The sequence below is a fragment of the Jiella sp. M17.18 genome, assembly GCF_041027365.1.
Taxonomy (GTDB): Bacteria; Pseudomonadota; Alphaproteobacteria; order Rhizobiales; family Rhizobiaceae; genus VKMB-3413.
In genome coordinates this window covers 41,559-58,444 of sequence record NZ_JBFTEH010000001.1, presented here as the reverse complement: position 1 = coordinate 58,444, position 16,886 = coordinate 41,559, and the positions used below count along the sequence as shown (strand labels likewise).

General features: G+C 68.7%; 16 protein-coding genes and 1 other RNA gene. 2 read left to right on the top strand and 15 right to left on the bottom strand.

The features are described 5' to 3' along the window. The first annotated feature begins 47 nt into the window (after positions 1-47). Positions 48-656, top strand: coding sequence for a cation transporter (locus AB5S17_RS00290; RefSeq protein WP_369234948.1), 609 nt, complete (start codon positions 48-50; stop codon positions 654-656). Between the two features lie 66 nt (positions 657-722). Here the strand turns inward: AB5S17_RS00290 and murB are convergent, their stop codons facing one another. The 15 genes from murB to rnpB all read right to left on the bottom strand — a co-directional run bounded on the left by murB (position 723) and on the right by rnpB (position 16,064). After that, positions 723-1,685 (bottom strand): UDP-N-acetylmuramate dehydrogenase, encoded by a 963-nt coding sequence (murB, locus tag AB5S17_RS00285; RefSeq protein WP_369236088.1) that lies wholly within the window; start codon positions 1,683-1,685, stop codon positions 723-725. After that, positions 1,682-3,100, bottom strand: a complete 1,419-nt coding sequence (murC, locus tag AB5S17_RS00280; protein WP_369234946.1) for a UDP-N-acetylmuramate--L-alanine ligase — start codon at positions 3,098-3,100, stop codon at positions 1,682-1,684. The genes murB and murC overlap by 4 nt, the downstream gene beginning before the upstream one ends. A 29-nt stretch (positions 3,101-3,129) precedes the next feature. Beyond that, positions 3,130-4,230, bottom strand: a complete 1,101-nt coding sequence (gene murG, locus AB5S17_RS00275) for an undecaprenyldiphospho-muramoylpentapeptide beta-N-acetylglucosaminyltransferase (RefSeq protein WP_369234944.1) — start codon at positions 4,228-4,230, stop codon at positions 3,130-3,132. 174 nt (positions 4,231-4,404) lie between these two features. Next, positions 4,405-4,548, bottom strand: coding sequence for a hypothetical protein (locus AB5S17_RS00270; protein ID WP_369234942.1), 144 nt, complete (start codon positions 4,546-4,548; stop codon positions 4,405-4,407). Next, positions 4,545-4,844 (bottom strand): amino acid transporter protein, encoded by a 300-nt coding sequence (locus tag AB5S17_RS00265; protein WP_369234940.1) that lies wholly within the window; start codon positions 4,842-4,844, stop codon positions 4,545-4,547. Before AB5S17_RS00265 ends, AB5S17_RS00270 begins: the two co-directional genes overlap by 4 nt. Positions 4,845-4,848: 4 nt before the next feature. Next, positions 4,849-6,003, bottom strand: coding sequence for a putative lipid II flippase FtsW (gene ftsW, locus AB5S17_RS00260; protein ID WP_369234938.1), 1,155 nt, complete (start codon positions 6,001-6,003; stop codon positions 4,849-4,851). A gap of 3 nt (positions 6,004-6,006) precedes the next feature. Continuing rightward, positions 6,007-7,401, bottom strand: a complete 1,395-nt coding sequence (gene murD, locus AB5S17_RS00255; protein WP_369234936.1) for a UDP-N-acetylmuramoyl-L-alanine--D-glutamate ligase — start codon at positions 7,399-7,401, stop codon at positions 6,007-6,009. 10 nt (positions 7,402-7,411) lie between these two features. Beyond that, positions 7,412-8,494 (bottom strand): phospho-N-acetylmuramoyl-pentapeptide-transferase, encoded by a 1,083-nt coding sequence (gene mraY / locus AB5S17_RS00250; RefSeq protein WP_369234935.1) that lies wholly within the window; start codon positions 8,492-8,494, stop codon positions 7,412-7,414. After that, positions 8,494-9,966 carry a UDP-N-acetylmuramoylalanyl-D-glutamyl-2,6-diaminopimelate--D-alanyl-D-alanine ligase gene (locus tag AB5S17_RS00245; RefSeq protein WP_369234933.1) on the bottom strand — a complete coding sequence of 491 codons (1,473 nt, stop codon included), beginning with the start codon at positions 9,964-9,966 and terminating at the stop codon, positions 8,494-8,496. The genes mraY and AB5S17_RS00245 overlap by 1 nt, the downstream gene beginning before the upstream one ends. Continuing rightward, positions 9,963-11,411, bottom strand: coding sequence for a UDP-N-acetylmuramoyl-L-alanyl-D-glutamate--2,6-diaminopimelate ligase (locus AB5S17_RS00240; RefSeq protein WP_369234931.1), 1,449 nt, complete (start codon positions 11,409-11,411; stop codon positions 9,963-9,965). Before AB5S17_RS00240 ends, AB5S17_RS00245 begins: the two co-directional genes overlap by 4 nt. Positions 11,412-11,476: 65 nt before the next feature. Further along, positions 11,477-13,225: a peptidoglycan D,D-transpeptidase FtsI family protein gene (locus AB5S17_RS00235; protein WP_369234929.1), complete on the bottom strand. Its 1,749-nt coding sequence runs from the start codon at positions 13,223-13,225 to the stop codon at positions 11,477-11,479. Further along, positions 13,225-13,581 (bottom strand): hypothetical protein, encoded by a 357-nt coding sequence (locus tag AB5S17_RS00230; protein WP_369234927.1) that lies wholly within the window; start codon positions 13,579-13,581, stop codon positions 13,225-13,227. The genes AB5S17_RS00235 and AB5S17_RS00230 overlap by 1 nt, the downstream gene beginning before the upstream one ends. A 5-nt stretch (positions 13,582-13,586) precedes the next feature. After that, positions 13,587-14,621, bottom strand: coding sequence for a 16S rRNA (cytosine(1402)-N(4))-methyltransferase RsmH (gene rsmH / locus AB5S17_RS00225; protein WP_369234925.1), 1,035 nt, complete (start codon positions 14,619-14,621; stop codon positions 13,587-13,589). Beyond that, complete coding sequence (mraZ, locus tag AB5S17_RS00220; protein WP_369234923.1) at positions 14,621-15,091, bottom strand: division/cell wall cluster transcriptional repressor MraZ; 471 nt, start codon at positions 15,089-15,091, stop codon at positions 14,621-14,623. The genes rsmH and mraZ overlap by 1 nt, the downstream gene beginning before the upstream one ends. Positions 15,092-15,619: 528 nt before the next feature. Beyond that, an RNA gene (rnpB, locus tag AB5S17_RS00215) (RNase P RNA component class A) lies at positions 15,620-16,064 on the bottom strand. 349 nt (positions 16,065-16,413) lie between these two features. On the opposite strand from rnpB, the gene AB5S17_RS00210 reads away from it, so the two are divergent. Then, positions 16,414-16,863 (top strand): DUF2383 domain-containing protein, encoded by a 450-nt coding sequence (locus tag AB5S17_RS00210; RefSeq protein WP_369234921.1) that lies wholly within the window; start codon positions 16,414-16,416, stop codon positions 16,861-16,863. Positions 16,864-16,886: the final 23 nt, after the last annotated feature.

Sequence of the window (16,886 nt, the reverse complement as noted above, 5' to 3'; positions counted from 1 at the left end):
GGGGTTATGTTAGGCTACGCGATAATCCGAATGTGGTACGGAAAGAGATGTCATCAGATCCAATCCCAACGACCGACGCAGCTCTGCGCCGCATCGTGCGTCTCGTCGCACTCCTGAACCTCGGCTATTTCGGTGTGGAATTCGCCGTCGCCCTGGCGATCGGGTCGGTGTCGCTCTTCGCCGACAGCGTCGACTTCCTCGAAGACGCCTCGGTCAACCTCTTGATCTTCGCCGCGCTCGGCTGGAGCCTCAAGCACCGGGCGCGGGTCGGCATGGCGCTGGCGGCCATCCTTCTCTTCCCGGCCGCGGCCACGCTCTGGACGGCCTGGGAAAAGTTCAACGTGCCGGTGGCGCCCGATCCGGGCCTGCTGATCCTGACCGGCGCCGGGGCCGGCATCGTCAATTTCGCCTGCGCCTACATGCTGGCACGCTACCGGACCCACGGCGGCAGCCTGACGCGTGCGGCCTTTCTCTCGGCGCGAAACGACGTGCTGGCGAACATCGCCATCATCGCGGCGGGGCTCGTCACGGCGTTCCTCTGGCGGTCGGCATGGCCGGACCTGATCGTCGGCCTCGCCATCGCCGCCCTGAACGCGGATGCCGCACGCGAGGTGTGGACGGCGGCGCGCGAAGAGCATGCGGCGGCCCATCCGTGATCCCCGGCGGCCCGAACGCGCCGGCGGCAGGCGAGACGGCGTCCGCCGCGCCCTGCCCGGCACGGCTCAGTGCGGCGCGAAGGGCTCCACGGCGCGTCCCTCGGCGAACTGGCCGAGCCGCTTGATCTCCCAGTCGAGGAGGATGCCCGACGTCTCGAAGACGCGGGCCCGCACGGTCTCGCCGAGGCTCTCGAGGTCGAAGCCGGTGGCATCGCCCGTATTGATCATGAAGTTGCAGTGCATCGTCGACATCTCGGCGCCGCCGATCCTGAAGCCGCGGCAGCCGGCCTTGTCGATTTCCTTCCAGGCCGAGCTACCCTCGGGGTTCTTGAAGGTCGAGCCGCCGGTCTTCTCGCGCACCGGCTGGACGGTCTCGCGGTGATGCTGGACGGCATCCATCGCCGCCTGGATGTCGGCGCGCTCGGCACGCACGCCGTCGAAGACGGCGGAGGTGAAGATCAGGCCGTCCGGCGCCGAGGAATGGCGGTAGCTGTAGCCCATGTCGGCATTGGTGAGGACGTGCAGCTCGCCGCGGCGGTCCAGCGCCCGCACCTCGACGACGCGCTCGCGCGTCTCGACGCCGTTGGCGCCGGCATTCATCCGCAGCGCCCCGCCGAGCCCGCCCGGGATGCCGTGGTAGAAATGGAAGCCGCCGATGCCGGCCTCCAGCGCCGCCGCCGCAAGGCGCTTGTCGGGGATCGCGGCGCCCGCCCGCAAGGCCATGTCCCCAACCTGTTCGACGAAGCCGAAGCCCCTGGCCGACAGGCGGATCACGACGCCTTCGATGCCGCCGTCGCGCACCAGGAGGTTGGAGCCGATGCCGACCGGCAGGACCGGAATTTCCTCGGGAAGAGCCCGCAGGAATGCCGAAAGGTCTTCCTCGTCGGCCGGCTGGAACAGGAGTTCGGCCGGGCCGCCGACGCGGAACCAGGTGATCTTGTCCATGCCGGCGTCCGGCGTCAGCCGGCCCCGGATACCGGCCAGCCGGTCGCCCAGCCGCTTCAGCAGCGCCGCGCCGTCAACCATCAGGATCCGCTCTCGGCGGCGAGCGCTTTCAGCTGCTTCGGCAGGGCATAGGCCCATTGCGTGATCGAGCCGGCGCCGAGGCAGACGACCATGTCGCCCGGCTCGGCGATGCGCCGGATCAGCGGCGCCAGTTCCTCCGGCCCGTCGATCAGCCTTGCGTCGCGATGGCCGCCGAGCTTCAGCCGCTCGACCAGCATCTCGGAGTTCACGAACTCGATCGGGTCTTCGCCCGCCGCATAGACCGGCGCGACGATGACCGTGTCGGCGTCGTTGAAGCAGGCGGCGAAGTCCGGGAACAGCGCCTGGAGGCGCGTGTAGCGATGCGGCTGGACGACGGCGACGACACGGCCCGTCGCCGAGGAGCGCGCCGCGGAGAGCACGGCGCGGATCTCGACCGGGTGGTGGCCGTAGTCGTCATAGACCGCGACGCCGTCGGCGACCCCGGTCAGGGTGAAGCGCCGCTTGACGCCGCCGAAGCCGGCGAGCCCCTTGCGGATGTCGTCGGCCGAGATGCCGAGGCGATGGGCGACGGCGATTGCGGCGGTGGCGTTGGAGACGTTGTGGCGCCCCGGCATCGGCAGTTCGAGACCGTCGATCGTCTCGGTCGCACCGGAGACGCGGTCGCGGATGGTGACGTTGAAGCGCGACTTGCCGGGCTCGAAGGTGACGTCGGTGAAGCGGGCGTCCGCCTGGATCGTCTCGCCATAGGTGATCACCCGGCGGTCCTCGATCTTCGAGACCACCGTCTGGACCACGGGATGGTCGAGGCACATCACGGCGAAGCCGTAGAAGGGAACGTTCTCGACGAAGGTCAGGAAGGCGTCCTGGACCTTTTCGAAGGTGCCGTAATGGTCGAGGTGCTCGGGATCGATGTTGGTGACGATCGCGACGTCGGCGGGCAGCTTCAGGAAGGTGCCGTCGCTCTCGTCGGCCTCGACCACCATCCAGTCGCCCTTGCCCATACGGGCGTTGGTTCCGTAAGCGTTGATGATGCCGCCGTTGACGACGGTCGGGTCGAAGCCGCCGGCGTCGAGCAGTGACGCGACCATGGACGTCGTCGTGGTCTTGCCATGCGTGCCGCCGACGGCGATCGCCTGGCGGAAGCGCATGAGTTCGGCCAGCATCTCGGCCCGGCGCACGATCGGCAGCAGCCGCTCGCGGGCGGCGACGAGTTCGGGATTGGAACGCCGGATCGCGGTCGAGACGACCACGACTTCGGCAGACCCGAGATTTTCCGCCGCATGGCCGATGGAGATGCCGACGCCCTTCTCGCGCAACCGCTGGACGTTGGCGTTTTCCGACTGGTCGGACCCCTGCACCTTGTAGCCGAGATTGACCAGCACCTCGGCGATGCCGCTCATCCCGATGCCGCCGATCCCGATGAAGTGGACCGGTCCGATGTTCGGCGGCATCTTCATGGCCGCACCCTCCTCGTAGACATGCAAAATCAGGCGGTTTCGTCGGCCCGGGGCATAGACGCAACCAGATCGGCAAGCAAGGCGGCGGCATTGGCGATGCCGGTCGAGCGCGCGGCGGTGGCCATCGCCTCGGCCTTCGCGGGATCGGCGGCGATGTCGGCGATCAGCCCCGCCAGCCGCTCGGGCGAGAGGTCCGACTGCCGTGCGACGACGCAGCCGCCGGCCGCCTCCAGCCGCGCCGCGTTCGCCGCCTGGTCGTGGTCGAGGGCGTAGGGGTAAGGCACCAGGATCGCCGGGCGCCCGATCACCGCGATCTCGGAGACCGTCGAGGCGCCGGAGCGGCTGACGACGAGATGCGCCGCGCCGATGCGGCCCGCCATATCGGCGAAGAAGGGTGCGACATCGGCTTCGATGCCGCGCTCGGCATAGAAGGCGCGGACCCGCGCTTCGTCGTCGGTCCGGGCCTGCTGGGTGACGACGAGCCGGCGGCGCAGATCCCCCGGCAGGCGGTCGATCGCCTGCGGGATGGCGTCCGAGAAGAACTGCGCGCCCTGGCTGCCACCGAAGACGACGAGCCGGAACGGGCCATCCGGCTGCGGCGCCGCATAGGGCGTCTTCGCGGCCTCCAGCACCGGCGGGCGAACCGGATTGCCGGTGACGGTGATCTTGCCGGCAAAGGCGGGATCCGCACCGTCCTGCGGGATGCCGGCGGCGATCCTGTCGACGCGCCTCGCCAGGAACTTGTTGGCGCGGCCCATCACCGCGTTCTGCTCGTGGATCAGCGTCGGGCGCCCGGCGCGGATCGCCGCCATCAGCGGCGGCACGGTCGGATAGCCGCCGAAGCCGACGACCACCGCCGGCCGCAACTTGCGCACCAGCGCGCCGGCCTCGCGGAACCCGCGCCACAGCGTCCACAGCGAGGACGCCATGGCGACCGGGTTCTTCGAGCCGAAGGTCGCCGAACGCACGTGATGCACCGCCGGCACCGGAAAGCGCTCGGCAAAGCGGCCCGCCCGCTCGTCGGTGACGAGTTCGACCGAGAAGCCGCGCGCAAGGAGTTCATGCGCCAGCGCTTCGGCCGGAAAGAGATGCCCGCCGGTGCCGCCGGCAGCGAGGAGAATCGTGGTCATGGGCTCCCAAGATAGGCGGCGAAACGAAACGGCGATGCCGGACAGCGGCTACCGGGTTGGCTCCGGCGGATCGGCCGCGACGCATCCTGCGGGCCGCGTCCGACCTCGGCGCACCCTGATCTCCCCGGGCGTCGACACCGCGTCGGCGTCGGTTCTGGTGACTGCGAGGTGCCGTCAGCGATGCTTCATCTGCTGCGCACGAGCCCGCGCATGGGCCTGCTCGGTGATCTTGCGGGACTCATGACTGACCCAGAGCGCGATGAGCAGAGCACTTACGGGCGTCACCAATGCCAGCATCAAAATCTCGAACGTGTTCATCTGTCGAGCTCTCTCAGGAACCGTCTCGCAACCCAATGTAAGGCAGGGCTGAAGACGAAGCAAAGGCCCGCCACGATCGCAGCGGCAGCGCTGCCCGCATGCGGATTGAAGATCAGCGAGGTCGGGATCGACAGGCCGCCGACGAGAAATACGCCGATCGCGATGCCGTTGACATAGGCCGCCTGCAGCTTGATCTGCTCGCGCTCTCCCTCCGTCTTGCGAGCCGGTGCCGCGGGCTCGGGCTCGGGCTCGGGCTCGGGCTCGGGGAAGCTGTCACCGGGCTCGCCCGCGGCCACCGCTTCACACTCCGTGCAGCACCGCCGTGCGCTGGACGAGATGATCGGTGTAGGAGCGGTTCTCCGGCCGCTTTCGGGTGAGCGCCAGGACGAAGCCGGCGGCCATGGCGACCGCCAGCATCGACGAGCCGCCATAGGAGATGAACGGCAGCGTCATGCCCTTGGCCGGCATCAGCTGCAGGTTCACCGCCATGTTGATGATCGACTGCAGGCCGAACAGGAAGACCAGGCCGCAGATCGACAGCCGGGTCGAGACGTCCCGCTGCTCGAGCGCCACCGAAAGCCCGCGCAGGACGATGAAGGCGAAGATCGACGCGAGGATGATGCAGGCGATGATGCCGTATTCCTCGGCGAGAACGGCGAAGGCGAAGTCGGTGTGGCTGTCGGGCAGCATGCGCTTCACCGTCCCCTCGCCCGGCCCCTGGCCGAGCCAGCCGCCATGCATGATCGCCTCGCGCGCCGTGTCGGTCTGGTAGGTGTCGCCCTCGCCGGTCCAGAAGCGGTTGATGCGGCTGGCGACATGCGGGAAGACGAAATAGGCGCCGGAGATGCCGGCGACGCCGAAGGCGCCGAGGACCACGATCCACAGCCATGGCATCCCCGCCATGAAGAACAGCGCGCCCCAGACGGCCGTCGTCAGGATGGTCTGCCCGAGATCCGGCTGGGCGACGAGCAGCGCGACGACGACGAGCAGGAGGATCAGCGCGAAGAGGTTGCCGGGGATTTCCGGCCGACGGGCCTTCTCGGAGAACAGCCAGGCGCAGATCACCACGAAGAACGGCTTCATGAATTCGGAGGGCTGGATGTCGAGCGGCCCGAAATCGACCCAGCGCCTTGCGCCCTTGATCTCCGTGCCGAAGAACAGCGCCGCCACCATCAGGACCAGCGCAAGGCCGAGCCCGGCGAGCGAGACGCGGCGCACCTGCTTCGGGGTGAGCAGCGAACAGCCGAACATCACCACTGCGGACGGGACGAGGAAGGCGGCATGGCGCTTGACGAAGTGGAACGGTTCGAGCCCGATCCGCTCGGCGACCGGCGGACTCGCCGCGAAGGAGAGGACGAGGCCGCCGACGAGCAGGGTCAGGAAGGCTGCGAGCAGCCACTTGTCGATGCCCCACCACCAGTCGCTGATCACGCTGTTCTTGGCCCGGCTGTTCATCACTTACGTCCTGCGGATCGGTTGGAGGCCGGGCAGCGCGCGCACCGCCTCGCGGAAGGCGTCGCCCCTGACCTCGAAATTGCGAAACTGGTCGAAACTCGCACAAGCCGGAGAGAGGAGGACGACCGCCTCCTCCCCGGCTGCCTCGGCGTCGGCCGCCGCATGGTCTATGGCAACCGCGAGTGTGCCAGAGATTTCGTAAGGAATTCGTTCACCAAGAGTGACGGCGAAGGCGGGCGCAGCCTCGCCGATCAGATACGCCTTGGCGATGCGCGGAAAATACGGCGCGAGCGAGGTGATCCCGCCCTCCTTCGGCAGGCCGCCGGCGATCCAGTAGATGCGCTGGAAGGCCGACAGCGCCGGCGCCGCGGCCTCCGCATTGGTCGCCTTGGAATCGTTGACGAAGAGGACAGGACCGCGCCGGCCGACCTCCTCCATCCGGTGGACGAGGCCGGGAAAGCTCTGCAGACCCGCACGGATCTCGGCGTCGGACAGCCCGAGCACGGTCAGCGCCGCGACGGCCGCCGCCGCGTTCTGGCCGTTGTGCCGGCCGCGCAGCGAGCCGATGTCGGAAAGGTCGAACGCCGCCGGCGCCGCACCGGCGATGTCCCGGCGGATCGCCTTGCCGTCGAAGCCGACGCCGCCCTCGACCGCCCTCGCCTGCGAGATCCGGATCACCTGCCTGCCGTCGGACTGCAGTTCGTCGGCGATCTGGCGGCAGGGTTCGTCGTCGATGCCGACCACCGCCACCTCGGAGCCCGCGACGAGCCGCGCCTTGATCGCGGCGTAGTTGCTCATCGTCCCGTGCCGATCGAGATGGTCCGGCGTCAGGTTGAGGAGGAGCCCGACGGTCGGCTCGATCGAGGGCGCGAGGTCGATCTGGTAGGAGGAGCACTCCACGACGTAGTGGCGCTTCGGCGCAATCGGATCGAGCGTCATCACCGCGACGCCGATATTGCCGCCGAGCTGGGTGTCGCGCCCGGCCGTCTTCAGGCAATGCGCGATCAGCGCCGTCGTCGTCGACTTGCCGTTGGTGCCGGTGATCGCGCAGAACGGGGCGTGCGACGCCTCGTGCCGCCGCTCACGGCTGAACAGCTCGATGTCCCCGATCACCGGGATGCCGGCGAGCCGCGCGAGGTCGACGCTCCAATGCGGCTTCGGATGGGTCAGCGGCACGCCGGGCGAGAGGATCAGCGCGGAAAAGCCCGACCAGTCCGCAGTCTTCAGGTCGCCGGTCGGGATGCCGGCCGCGTCCGCCGCGGCGACGCTTGCCGGATTGTCGTCACAGGCGAGGACCGCCGCCCCGCCGGCGACCAGCGCCTTCGCCGTCGCCAGCCCGGATCCTCCGAGACCGAACAGGGCGACGGACTGGCCGGAAAAGGAGCGCGCCGGGATCATCGGGAAAGGCCTATCTCAGCTTCAGCGTGGACAGCCCGACGAAGGCGAGAATGAAGGCGATGATCCAGAAGCGGACCACGACCTGGCTCTCCGTCCAGCCGAGCTTTTCGAAATGGTGGTGGATCGGCGCCATCAGGAACACCCGCTTGCCGGTCAGCTTGAACGAGCCGACCTGGATGATCACCGAGAGCGCCTCGATCACGAACAGGCCGCCGATGATGGCGAGCACGATCTCGTGCTTGGTGGCGACGGCGATCGTGCCGGTCATGCCACCCAAGGCAAGAGAGCCGGTGTCGCCCATGAAGATCGCCGCCGGCGGCGCATTGAACCAGAGGAAGCCGAGGCCGGCGCCGATCAGCGCGCCGCACAGCGGCGCGAGTTCGCCGGTGCCGACCACGTAGTGGATCTGCAGGTAGTTCGAGAAGTTCACATTGCCGGCGATGTAGGCGATCAGCCCGAAGGCGGCCGCCGCGATCATGATCGGCACGATCGCCAGCCCGTCGAGACCGTCGGTGAGGTTCACCGCATTGCCGGCGCCGACGACCACGAAGGCGCCGAAGACGATGTAGAACCAGCCGAGGTCGAGCAGCAGTTCCTTCACGAAGGGAAAGGCGAGCGAGGTCGCGAAGGAGCCCTTGCCGGCATGCACGATGATCGCCGCGGCGAGCCCCGCAATGGCGAATTCGAGCGCCAGGCGCGCCTTGCCGGAATAGCCCTTGTGGCTCTGCTTCGTCACCTTCAGGTAGTCGTCGTAGAAGCCGATCCCGCCGAAGCCGACGGTCACCAGAAGCACCGTCCAGACATAGACATTCGCGAGGTCCGCCCACAGCAGCGCCGCGACCAGCACGCCCGAGAGGATCATCAGCCCGCCCATGGTCGGCGTGCCGGCCTTCTTGAAATGCGTCTGCGGGCCGTCGGCGCGGATCGGCTGCCCCTTGCCCTGGCGGATGCGCAGCGCCGAGATGATCGCCGGGCCGAACAGGAACACGACGATAAAGCCGGTGATCATCGCCGCGCCGGTCCGGAAGGTGATGTACCGGAAAACGTTGAAGATGGGATGGATGTCGGCGAAATTGCCGAGATAGGCGATCATCAGGCTGCTCCCGAAGCGTCGGTGTCCGTCATGTCCGACGCGGCCGCCTTACGGGTCTGCGGCTCCAATGTGGACAGCACTTTTTCGATCAGCCCGGCAAAGCCGATGCTCTTCGAGGCCTTCATCATGACGACGTCGCCGGCCCTGATGGTCTTCAGCAGGGCTGCGAGCAGTTCGCCATTGTTCTCGTGCCACTCGCAGGAAATTTGTGAGGCGAGGACGTCGTCCAGCGCCTTCATCTCCTCGCCGGCCAGGAACACCTTCTCGATCCCGGCCCGCACGATCGGCTCGGCGAGGCCCGCATGGAGCTCCGGCGCATGGCGGCCGAGTTCCAGCATGTCGCCGAGGACGGCGATGCGGCGGCCGCCGCGGCCGGTCTCGGCGGAGGCCAGCACGTCGAGCGCGGCGCGCATCGAGGCGGGATTGGCGTTGTAGCTTTCGTCGATCAGCTGGATCGTGCCGCCGCCGGCGAGCTGCAGCACATGGCGGGCGCCACGTCCCTGCACGGCGCGCCAGCCGGCGAGGGCCTTCGCGACCGCCCGCACGTCCGCGCCGATGCGCTGCGCCGCGCCGAGGACCGCGAGAGCGTTCTGCGCCAGGTGGCGGCCCGGCGAGGCCAGCGCGAAGCGGATCGGCTCGCCCGCGATCGAGGCCTCGATCGTCGCGCCACCGGGATGCGGGTCGAAGGACAACAGCCGGAAATCGGCCCCCGCCGCCTCGCCGAAGGTGGCGATGTCGGCAATGCCGGCTTTCCGGGCATACTCCGCGAGCGGACCGAATTGCGGGTCGTCGAGGTTGAGCAGTGCGGTGCCGTCGGCGACGACGCCCTCGAAGATCTCCGCCTTCGCCTCGGCGATCTCGTCGAGGTCGCGGAAATGGCCGAGATGGGCCGGCGCGATCAGCGTGATGATCGCCACATGCGGTCGCACCAGCTTGACCAGCGGCCGGATCTCGTCCGGATGGTTCATGCCGATCTCGAAGATGGCGTAGCGCGTCTCCGCCGGCAGCCGGGCGAGGCTCAGCGGCACGCCCCAGTGATTGTTGAACGAGGCGGCGCTCGCATGCACGGTCCCCACGGCCGAGAGCCCGTGACGCAGCGCCTCCTTGGTGGTGGTCTTGCCGACGCTCCCGGTCACCGCGACGATCTTCGCCTTCGAGCGCGCCCGCGCCGCCTCGGAGAGACGGGCCAGCGCCTTCAGCACGTCGTCGACCACCAGCATGGGCGACTGCACGCGCCCGAGCGCCGGCAGCTTGTGCTCGGCAACCACATGCAGGGCCGCGCCCGCCTTGGTCGCGGCGGTCAGGAACTCGTGGCCGTCGAAGCGCTCGCCCTTGATGGCGAAGAAGGCGTCTCCCGGCTGGATCGTGCGGGTATCGATGGAAATGCCGGTGACGCCGGACGGCGGCACGCCGATCGGCCGCGCCTGCATGGCCTGCGCCAGGACGGAGGTCTCCCAGAGCATCTCGCTCATCGGACGCCCTCCGAGATCGCCGCGCGCACTTCCTCGTGGTCGCTAAAGTGATGGGTCTCGGTGCCGATGGTCTGGCCGACCTCGTGGCCCTTGCCGGCGACGACGACGGTGTCGCCGGCCCCTGCCTCCGCCACGGCGGCGCGGATGGCCTCGCGCCGGTCGCCGATCTCGCGGGCGCCGGGCGCGGCCGCCATGATCTCGGCGCGGATCGTCGCCGGATCTTCGGTGCGCGGATTGTCGTCGGTGACGATGACGACATCGGCGAGACGCGTCGCGATCTCGCCCATCATCGGACGCTTGGACTTGTCGCGGTCGCCGCCGCAGCCGATGACGGCGACCACCCGGCCGGTGGTGAACGGCCGGACCGAGGCGAGCACGTTCTCCAGCGCTTCGGGCTTGTGCGCATAGTCGACGAAGACCGGCGCGCCGGATGCGGTGGTGCCGGCAAGCTCCAGCCGGCCGGAGGCGCCCTTCAGCGTCTCCAGCGCCGCCAGCGCGGCCTCGGCCGAAATGCCTGTGGCGATGGCGAGGCCCGCGGCGACCAGCGCGTTCGCCATCTGGAAGCCGCCGGCGAGCGGCAGGACGATGCGGTGGATGCGCCCGTCCGCCTCGATCTCGCCGATCTGCCGGTTCCGCTCGTGCTCGAGGCGCTTCAGCGTCAGGAGCGAGCCGCCCCGCCCGACGGTCAGGACCCGCGCGCCGACCGCGGTCGCCACCTCGATCGCCCGGCCCGACCAGGCGTCGTCGGCATTGATGACCGCCGGCGCACCCTTCGGCAGCAGCGTCGTGAACAGCCGCATCTTGGCGGCGAAATAGGCCTCGAGGTCGGGATGATAGTCGAGATGGTCGTGGCCGAGATTGCTGAAGCCGGCCGCCGACAGCGTCACGCCGTCGAGCCGGCGCTGGTCGATGCCGTGGCTGGAGGCCTCCATCGCCGCATGGGTCACGCCTTCGCCGGCGAGCTCCGCCATCAGCCGGGCGAGTTCCACCGGATCGGGCGTCGTCAGCGAGCCGTAGGTGTCGCGGCCGGGCGCGACGACGCCGGTGGTGCCGATCGAGGCGGCGGCGAGGCCGCTCGCCGCCCAGATCTGGCGGGTGAAGGTGGCGATCGAGGTCTTGCCGGCGGTGCCGGTGACGGCGACGACATGCTCCGGCTGGCGACCGAAGAAACGCGCCGCCATCAGCGCCAGCGCCCGGCGCGGATCGGCCGCGCGCACGACCGGCAGCGGCGTCTCGATGGCCGCGCCCTCGCCGGCGAGAACGGCGGCCGCGCCGCGCGCCGCGGCATCGGCGAGGAAGCGCGCGCCGTCCGTCTTCGATCCTGCCAGCGCCGCGAAAAGGAAGCCCTCCCCGACCTTGCGCGAATCGGCCGAGAGGCCCGCGATCTCAGGATCGTCGCTGCCGGGGCGTTCGCCGAGGCCGTCTGCGAGGGTCGAGAGCTTCATTAACCATGTTCCGCGCTGCGCCGAAAAGCCGGCGGTCATCCGCCGGCCGTGGCGTCTTGTATCGCCTAATAGGACACGAGCAAGGACTTTCCGTCCTGCCCGAAGTCCGGCTTCACGCCCAGAAGCGGCGCCGCCCGGCGGATGATGTTGCCGACCATGACCGCGGCGTTCATGCCCGCGGTCGCCAGCCACTTGCCCTTTTCCGGCTGCGGCTCGTCGATCACCGACAGAACCACGTACTGCGGGTGCTCGATCGGGAAGGCCGCGAGGAAGGCGTTGAATTTCTTGGTGTTGGAGTAGCGGCCGTTGACCACCTTGTTGGCCGTGCCGGTCTTGCCGCCGACGTGATAGCCGGGAACGTTGGCATTGTTGCCGGAGCCGCGGGGATCGAGCACGTTCAGCCGGAACAGATAGCGCATCTGGTCGCTGGTCTTCTTCGAGATGACCCGCGTCGCCACCTTGTCGGCCTCTTCCGGGGTACGCGGCAGGAAGGTCGGCTCGATCAGCCGCCCGCCGTTCATCAGCGCCGCCGCGGCGACCGCCGTCTGCAGCGGCGTCGTCGAGACGCCGTGGCCGAAGGCGATGGTCATCGAGTTGATCAGCTTCCATTCCTTCGGCTGCGTCGGCGTCGCCACCTCCGGTAGCTCGGTCTTCATCTTGGTCAGGAGGCCGATCTTGGTCAGGAAGGCCTTGTGCGCGTCGATGCCGACCGCCATCGCCTCGTGCGCCGCGCCGATGTTGGAGGAGTAGATGAACACCTCCGGGAAGGACAGCATGCGATGCTGGGCGTGGAAGTCGTGGATGGTGAAGCCGCCGATGTGCAGCGGCTGGCGCGCGTCCTCCATGTCGGTGATCTTCACCTTGCCGGAGTCGAGCGCCATCGCCGAGGTGAAGCTCTTGAAGGTCGAGCCCATCTCGTAGAGGCCGGCCGACATGCGGTTCAGCCGGTTCTTGTCGAGCGCCTGGGACGGGTCGTTCGGGTCGTAGTCGGGCACCGAGGTCATCGCCATGACCTCGCCGGTGTCGACCTTGATGATGACGCCGCCCGCCGCCTTGGCGTCGTAGCGCTTCATTGCCGCCATCAGCTCGTCACGCACGATGTGCTGGACGCGCAGGTCGATCGACAGGCGGACCGGCTTCAGGTCCGTCGTGTTGGCGAGGCCGGCCTTCTGCAGGGCGCGGTAGCCGTCGCTGTCGTCGATATACTTCTCCATGCCCGCCGTGCCCTGATTGTCGACGTTGACATGGCCGACGATGTAGGCGGCGGTCGCCCCTCCCGGATAGAAGCGGCGCTGTTCGGTGCGGAAGCCGATCCCGGGGATGCCGAGGTCGAGGATCTGCTGCTGCTGGCCGGGCGTCAGCTCGCGCCGCAGCCAGACGAAGCCGGCCTTCGACGACAGGCGCCGGTAGAGCCACTTCGGATCCATATCCGGCAGGACCGACAGAAGAAGCTCGCTCGCCTCGTCCGGATCGACGATCCGCCGCGGCTCCGCATAGAGCGAAGCGGTCTTGATGTCGGTCGCGAGCACCAGGCCGTTGCGGTCGACGATGTCGGGCCGCGCGGCCATGATCGGGTCGTGGATGCCGTAGACCATGGCGGTGTCTTCGGGCGCCATGCCCCATTCCACCAGGCGGCCGCCGATCACGGCGTAGATGCCGAAGAACAGGCCGAGGGCGATCATGAAGCGGCCGCGGTTCTTCGGCGGCTCGCGGCGGCCGCGGCGGCGGCCGAAACGATCATGCGGCGAGGCACCCTCGACCGGAGCCGGAGCGATCGAGCGGCGCAGGAAAGTCTTCAGATCGGCGACGCGCATCACCGCACCATCGTTTTGGAGTTGTCGGCGAACCGGCCGAGCCGCGGATCGGGCTGCGGCAGCATCCCGCCGCGGCGAGCCGGCAGCTCGTCCGGCTGGATGATCTGGTCCGGCTGCAGCGGCTTCAGCTTCAGGTCGTCGTCATAGGCCTTGACGAGGTCCTCCAGCCGGCCCGGCTGGGTGAGCAGGGTCCAGTCGGCGTTCAGGAGCCGGATCGTCTCCTTCTGCAGCGTGATCCGCTTCTCGACCTTGTTGACGGCGGTCTCGATCGCCTGGGCGTCGTGCTTGATCTTGTAGGTCCAGGCAGCCGCGGAAATCATCACGGCGATGAGGACAATGTCGAGCGTTCGCAACATTTCGGTCAGTCTCCGCTCGGTGGCAGGTCGGCAAGGGTGGGCAGGGCCGCGAAGGCCAGGGCGTCCGCATCGGCGCGCGGCGGCGCGTCGGTGCGCACGCCCGTCCGCAGCTTGGCGGAGCGCGCCCGCGGATTGCGCTCGGCCTCCTCGGGCGAGGCCGCGACGGCCTTGTTGCGCGAGGAAAAGGTCGGCGGCGTCACGGCGACGTCCGGCATGTGCCGCGATGCGGCGGGCGGGGCGGACCGTTCGCGCAGGAAGCGCTTGACGATCCGGTCCTCCAGCGAATGGAAGGTGACGACGACGAGGCGGCCGCCGGGCTTCAGCACGCGCTCGGCCGCCATCAGCGCCCGGGCGAGTTCGCCGAGCTCGTCGTTGACGAAGATCCGCAGGGCCTGGAAGCTGCGCGTCGCCGGGTCGATGCGGTCCTTGGGCGAGCGGCCCACCACCTTCGCCACCGTCTCGGCGAGATCGAGCGTGCGGGTGAACGGCCGCTCCTCGCGGCGCGCCGCGATGGCGCGCGCGATGCGGCCGGCATGGCGCTCCTCGCCGAGGATGCCGAGAATGCGGGTGAGATCGCCGGGCTTGATGCGGTTGACGACATCCGCCGCCGTCGGACCGGCCGCGCCCATGCGCATGTCGAGCGGGCCGTCCTTCTGGAAGGAAAAGCCGCGGTCGGCCTCGTCGATCTGCATCGAGGAGACGCCGATGTCGAGCACCACGGCGTCGGCCGCCCCGCCGGCATGCGCGGCAACGATCGCCTCGAGGTCGCCGAAGCGCCCTTCGACGAGCGTCAGCCGGCCGGCCGCCTCGGCGACGAGGGGCGCAGCCGCCGCAATGGCGCTGGGATCGCGGTCGATGGCCAGGACGTTCGCGCCCGCAGCGAGGATCGCCCGGGTGTAGCCCCCTGCCCCGAAGGTGCCGTCGACGACGACCTCGCCCGCTGCCGGGGCGAGCGCCGCGACGACATCCGATAGAAGCACCGGAACATGGCGAGCCGGTCCGCCAACGGCTGGGTCCTCACTCCCGCCGTGGCCCGCCATTATTCCGGTGATCCCGGTGGAGATCCCGCCGGCCGGGCGCCGCTGCGGGCAGCCATCAGCCGCGCGCGCGCCTCGTTCCGGTAGGCCTCGAAATAGTCCGGCTCCCAGAGCTGAAAGAAGCCCCTCGCACCGACGAAGGCGACGCGATCCTTGATCCCGGTATGTGTGCGGATGAAATCGGTCACCAGGATGCGCCCCTCGGAATCGCTCTTCAGATAGGCCCCGTCGCCGAAGGCGAAGATCGACAGATCCTGATACGCCTCGCCGAACGGGTCCTCGCCGTCCATCTGCCGCTCGAACCGCTCCATCAGCTCCGGCCCGCCGACATCCATGACCGGATGCGTCAGACTGCGCATGGTGAACAGCTCGCGGATGCCGCGCGCCGCGATCACCTGCCGAAAGGCCGCGGGAATCGACACGCGACCCTTCGAATCGATGTTGTGGACGAAGTTGGAGAGGAACCGGTCCATCAGGCGTCGAGCGTTTTTGCGCGACCGGTTCGCATTCCATCAAAGCCCCCGCTTGACCGGCCCCCTTCCGACAAGGCGCAGCCGTCGCGCGGCCCCCGCAGAGATCCGCGCCACGCGCTCTCCGCAGCCGGAAGCGCCGTACACCTTGTTCGATTTGAGGTCCGGAACGACCCCCGTCAGATGGGTTTTGGGGTATCATGGGATGCCATGGGCGTCAATGGGAACGGGCTCCCGCACTGACCTCGAGAAGCCGTCTCTACTCTTAGAGATCTTGCCTTAAGGACCTATTAATGTTGAATTATTCCTTACGGATTATGGCTGTTAATGAATTGGTAATGACGGCCGGAACGCCCGGATGATGCGCCGGAGCGGCCCGATTTTCCGGGCAGTGGGCGGATTTCTCCGGCGGGAGTTCCGGGCGAGACGGTCTATTCAAGTCGCGGCTACGGAACGCCGCCCGCGGGCGTCCTCGCCGCGGCCGGAGCGGCGGCGCGCCTCGCCACTCGCGTGGCTCTCGATGCGGTCCGAAGTGCCAGCCGGCCTGTAAGCCGGGTTCTGTGAGCGGCAATGCCGCCCGGCGACCATTCCTCTGGGACGGCCCTTGCGGACCGCCTCGAGCAACCCACCCGGACGACCGGCCCGGAGAAGGGCTGGCGGTGGGACGCTGTCCCACGCGCCGCGTCGTCCCTATTCGGTCTTGCTCCCGGTGGGGTTTGCCGTGCCGCCGCTGTTGCCAGAGGCGCGGTGGGCTCTTACCCCACCCTTTCACCCTTACCCCGCCGACACTGCGGCTCGGCTGTCGCGACCCGCGTCGCGAGGAGCCGCACTGCAGGCGGGGCGGTCTGCTTTCTGTGGCACTTTCCCTGGGGTCGCCCCCGCCGGACGTTATCCGGCACCGTTTCTCCGTGGAGCCCGGACTTTCCTCCCCCGCCGTCTTTCGACATGTGACGGGAGCGGCCGCCCAGCCGGCTGGCGCCCCGTCAGTGTCCGCCGGGGTGAGCGAAGTCAAGGGCGAAACGGCGCGGCGATCGCAGGCGTGATACCGGCCGGAGCCACCGGCCTCCCGCCGGCCAGGCGCCGCGCCGGCGGCTTCCGCTCGTCCGCCGGCCAAGGATCGCCGGCTACGATGTCTTCGCGATCGACGGCGGAAAGACCGGAACGGGTCCTGCCTGCTGCCAGTTTTGCCCCGGAGCCGACGGCGCAAGCATCTTCAATATCTTGCCCGCCGCCGCAGCCCGGTCCGGCGCGCGGCGACCACCATCATCGGAGGCCGCCCTGCCCGCCGCATACGGGCATCGAACACCAATCCAAGGATGGACACCATGGCTACCACTGTCGGCAACGAGTCGGACATCAAGAACCTGGTCACCGACCTCATCTATCTCGAACGCGATGCGATCGCCGCCTATGAGAGCACGATCGACAAGCTCGGCGACGCGACCTTCAGTCGCCAGGTCTCCGAGTTTCGGCAGGATCACCTGCAGCATCTCGACACGTTGAAGGAGATGGCGCGCGAACTCGGCATTGAGGCGCCCGAGCAGGGCGACGCCAAGCAGTATCTGACGACCGGCAAGATCGCGCTCGCGGACCTCGCCGGCGACAAGCAGATCCTCAAGGCGATGAAGACCAACGAGGACGACACGGTCACCGCCTACGAGCGCGCCTCGATGCATCCGGATGCCGTCCCGAAGTCGAAGGCGTTCTTCGACAAGGCGCTCGGTGACGAGCGCCGGCATCGCGAATGGATGCAGAGCACGGCGCAGTCGCTCTGACGAAAGTTCCGGTCCCGGGCGGG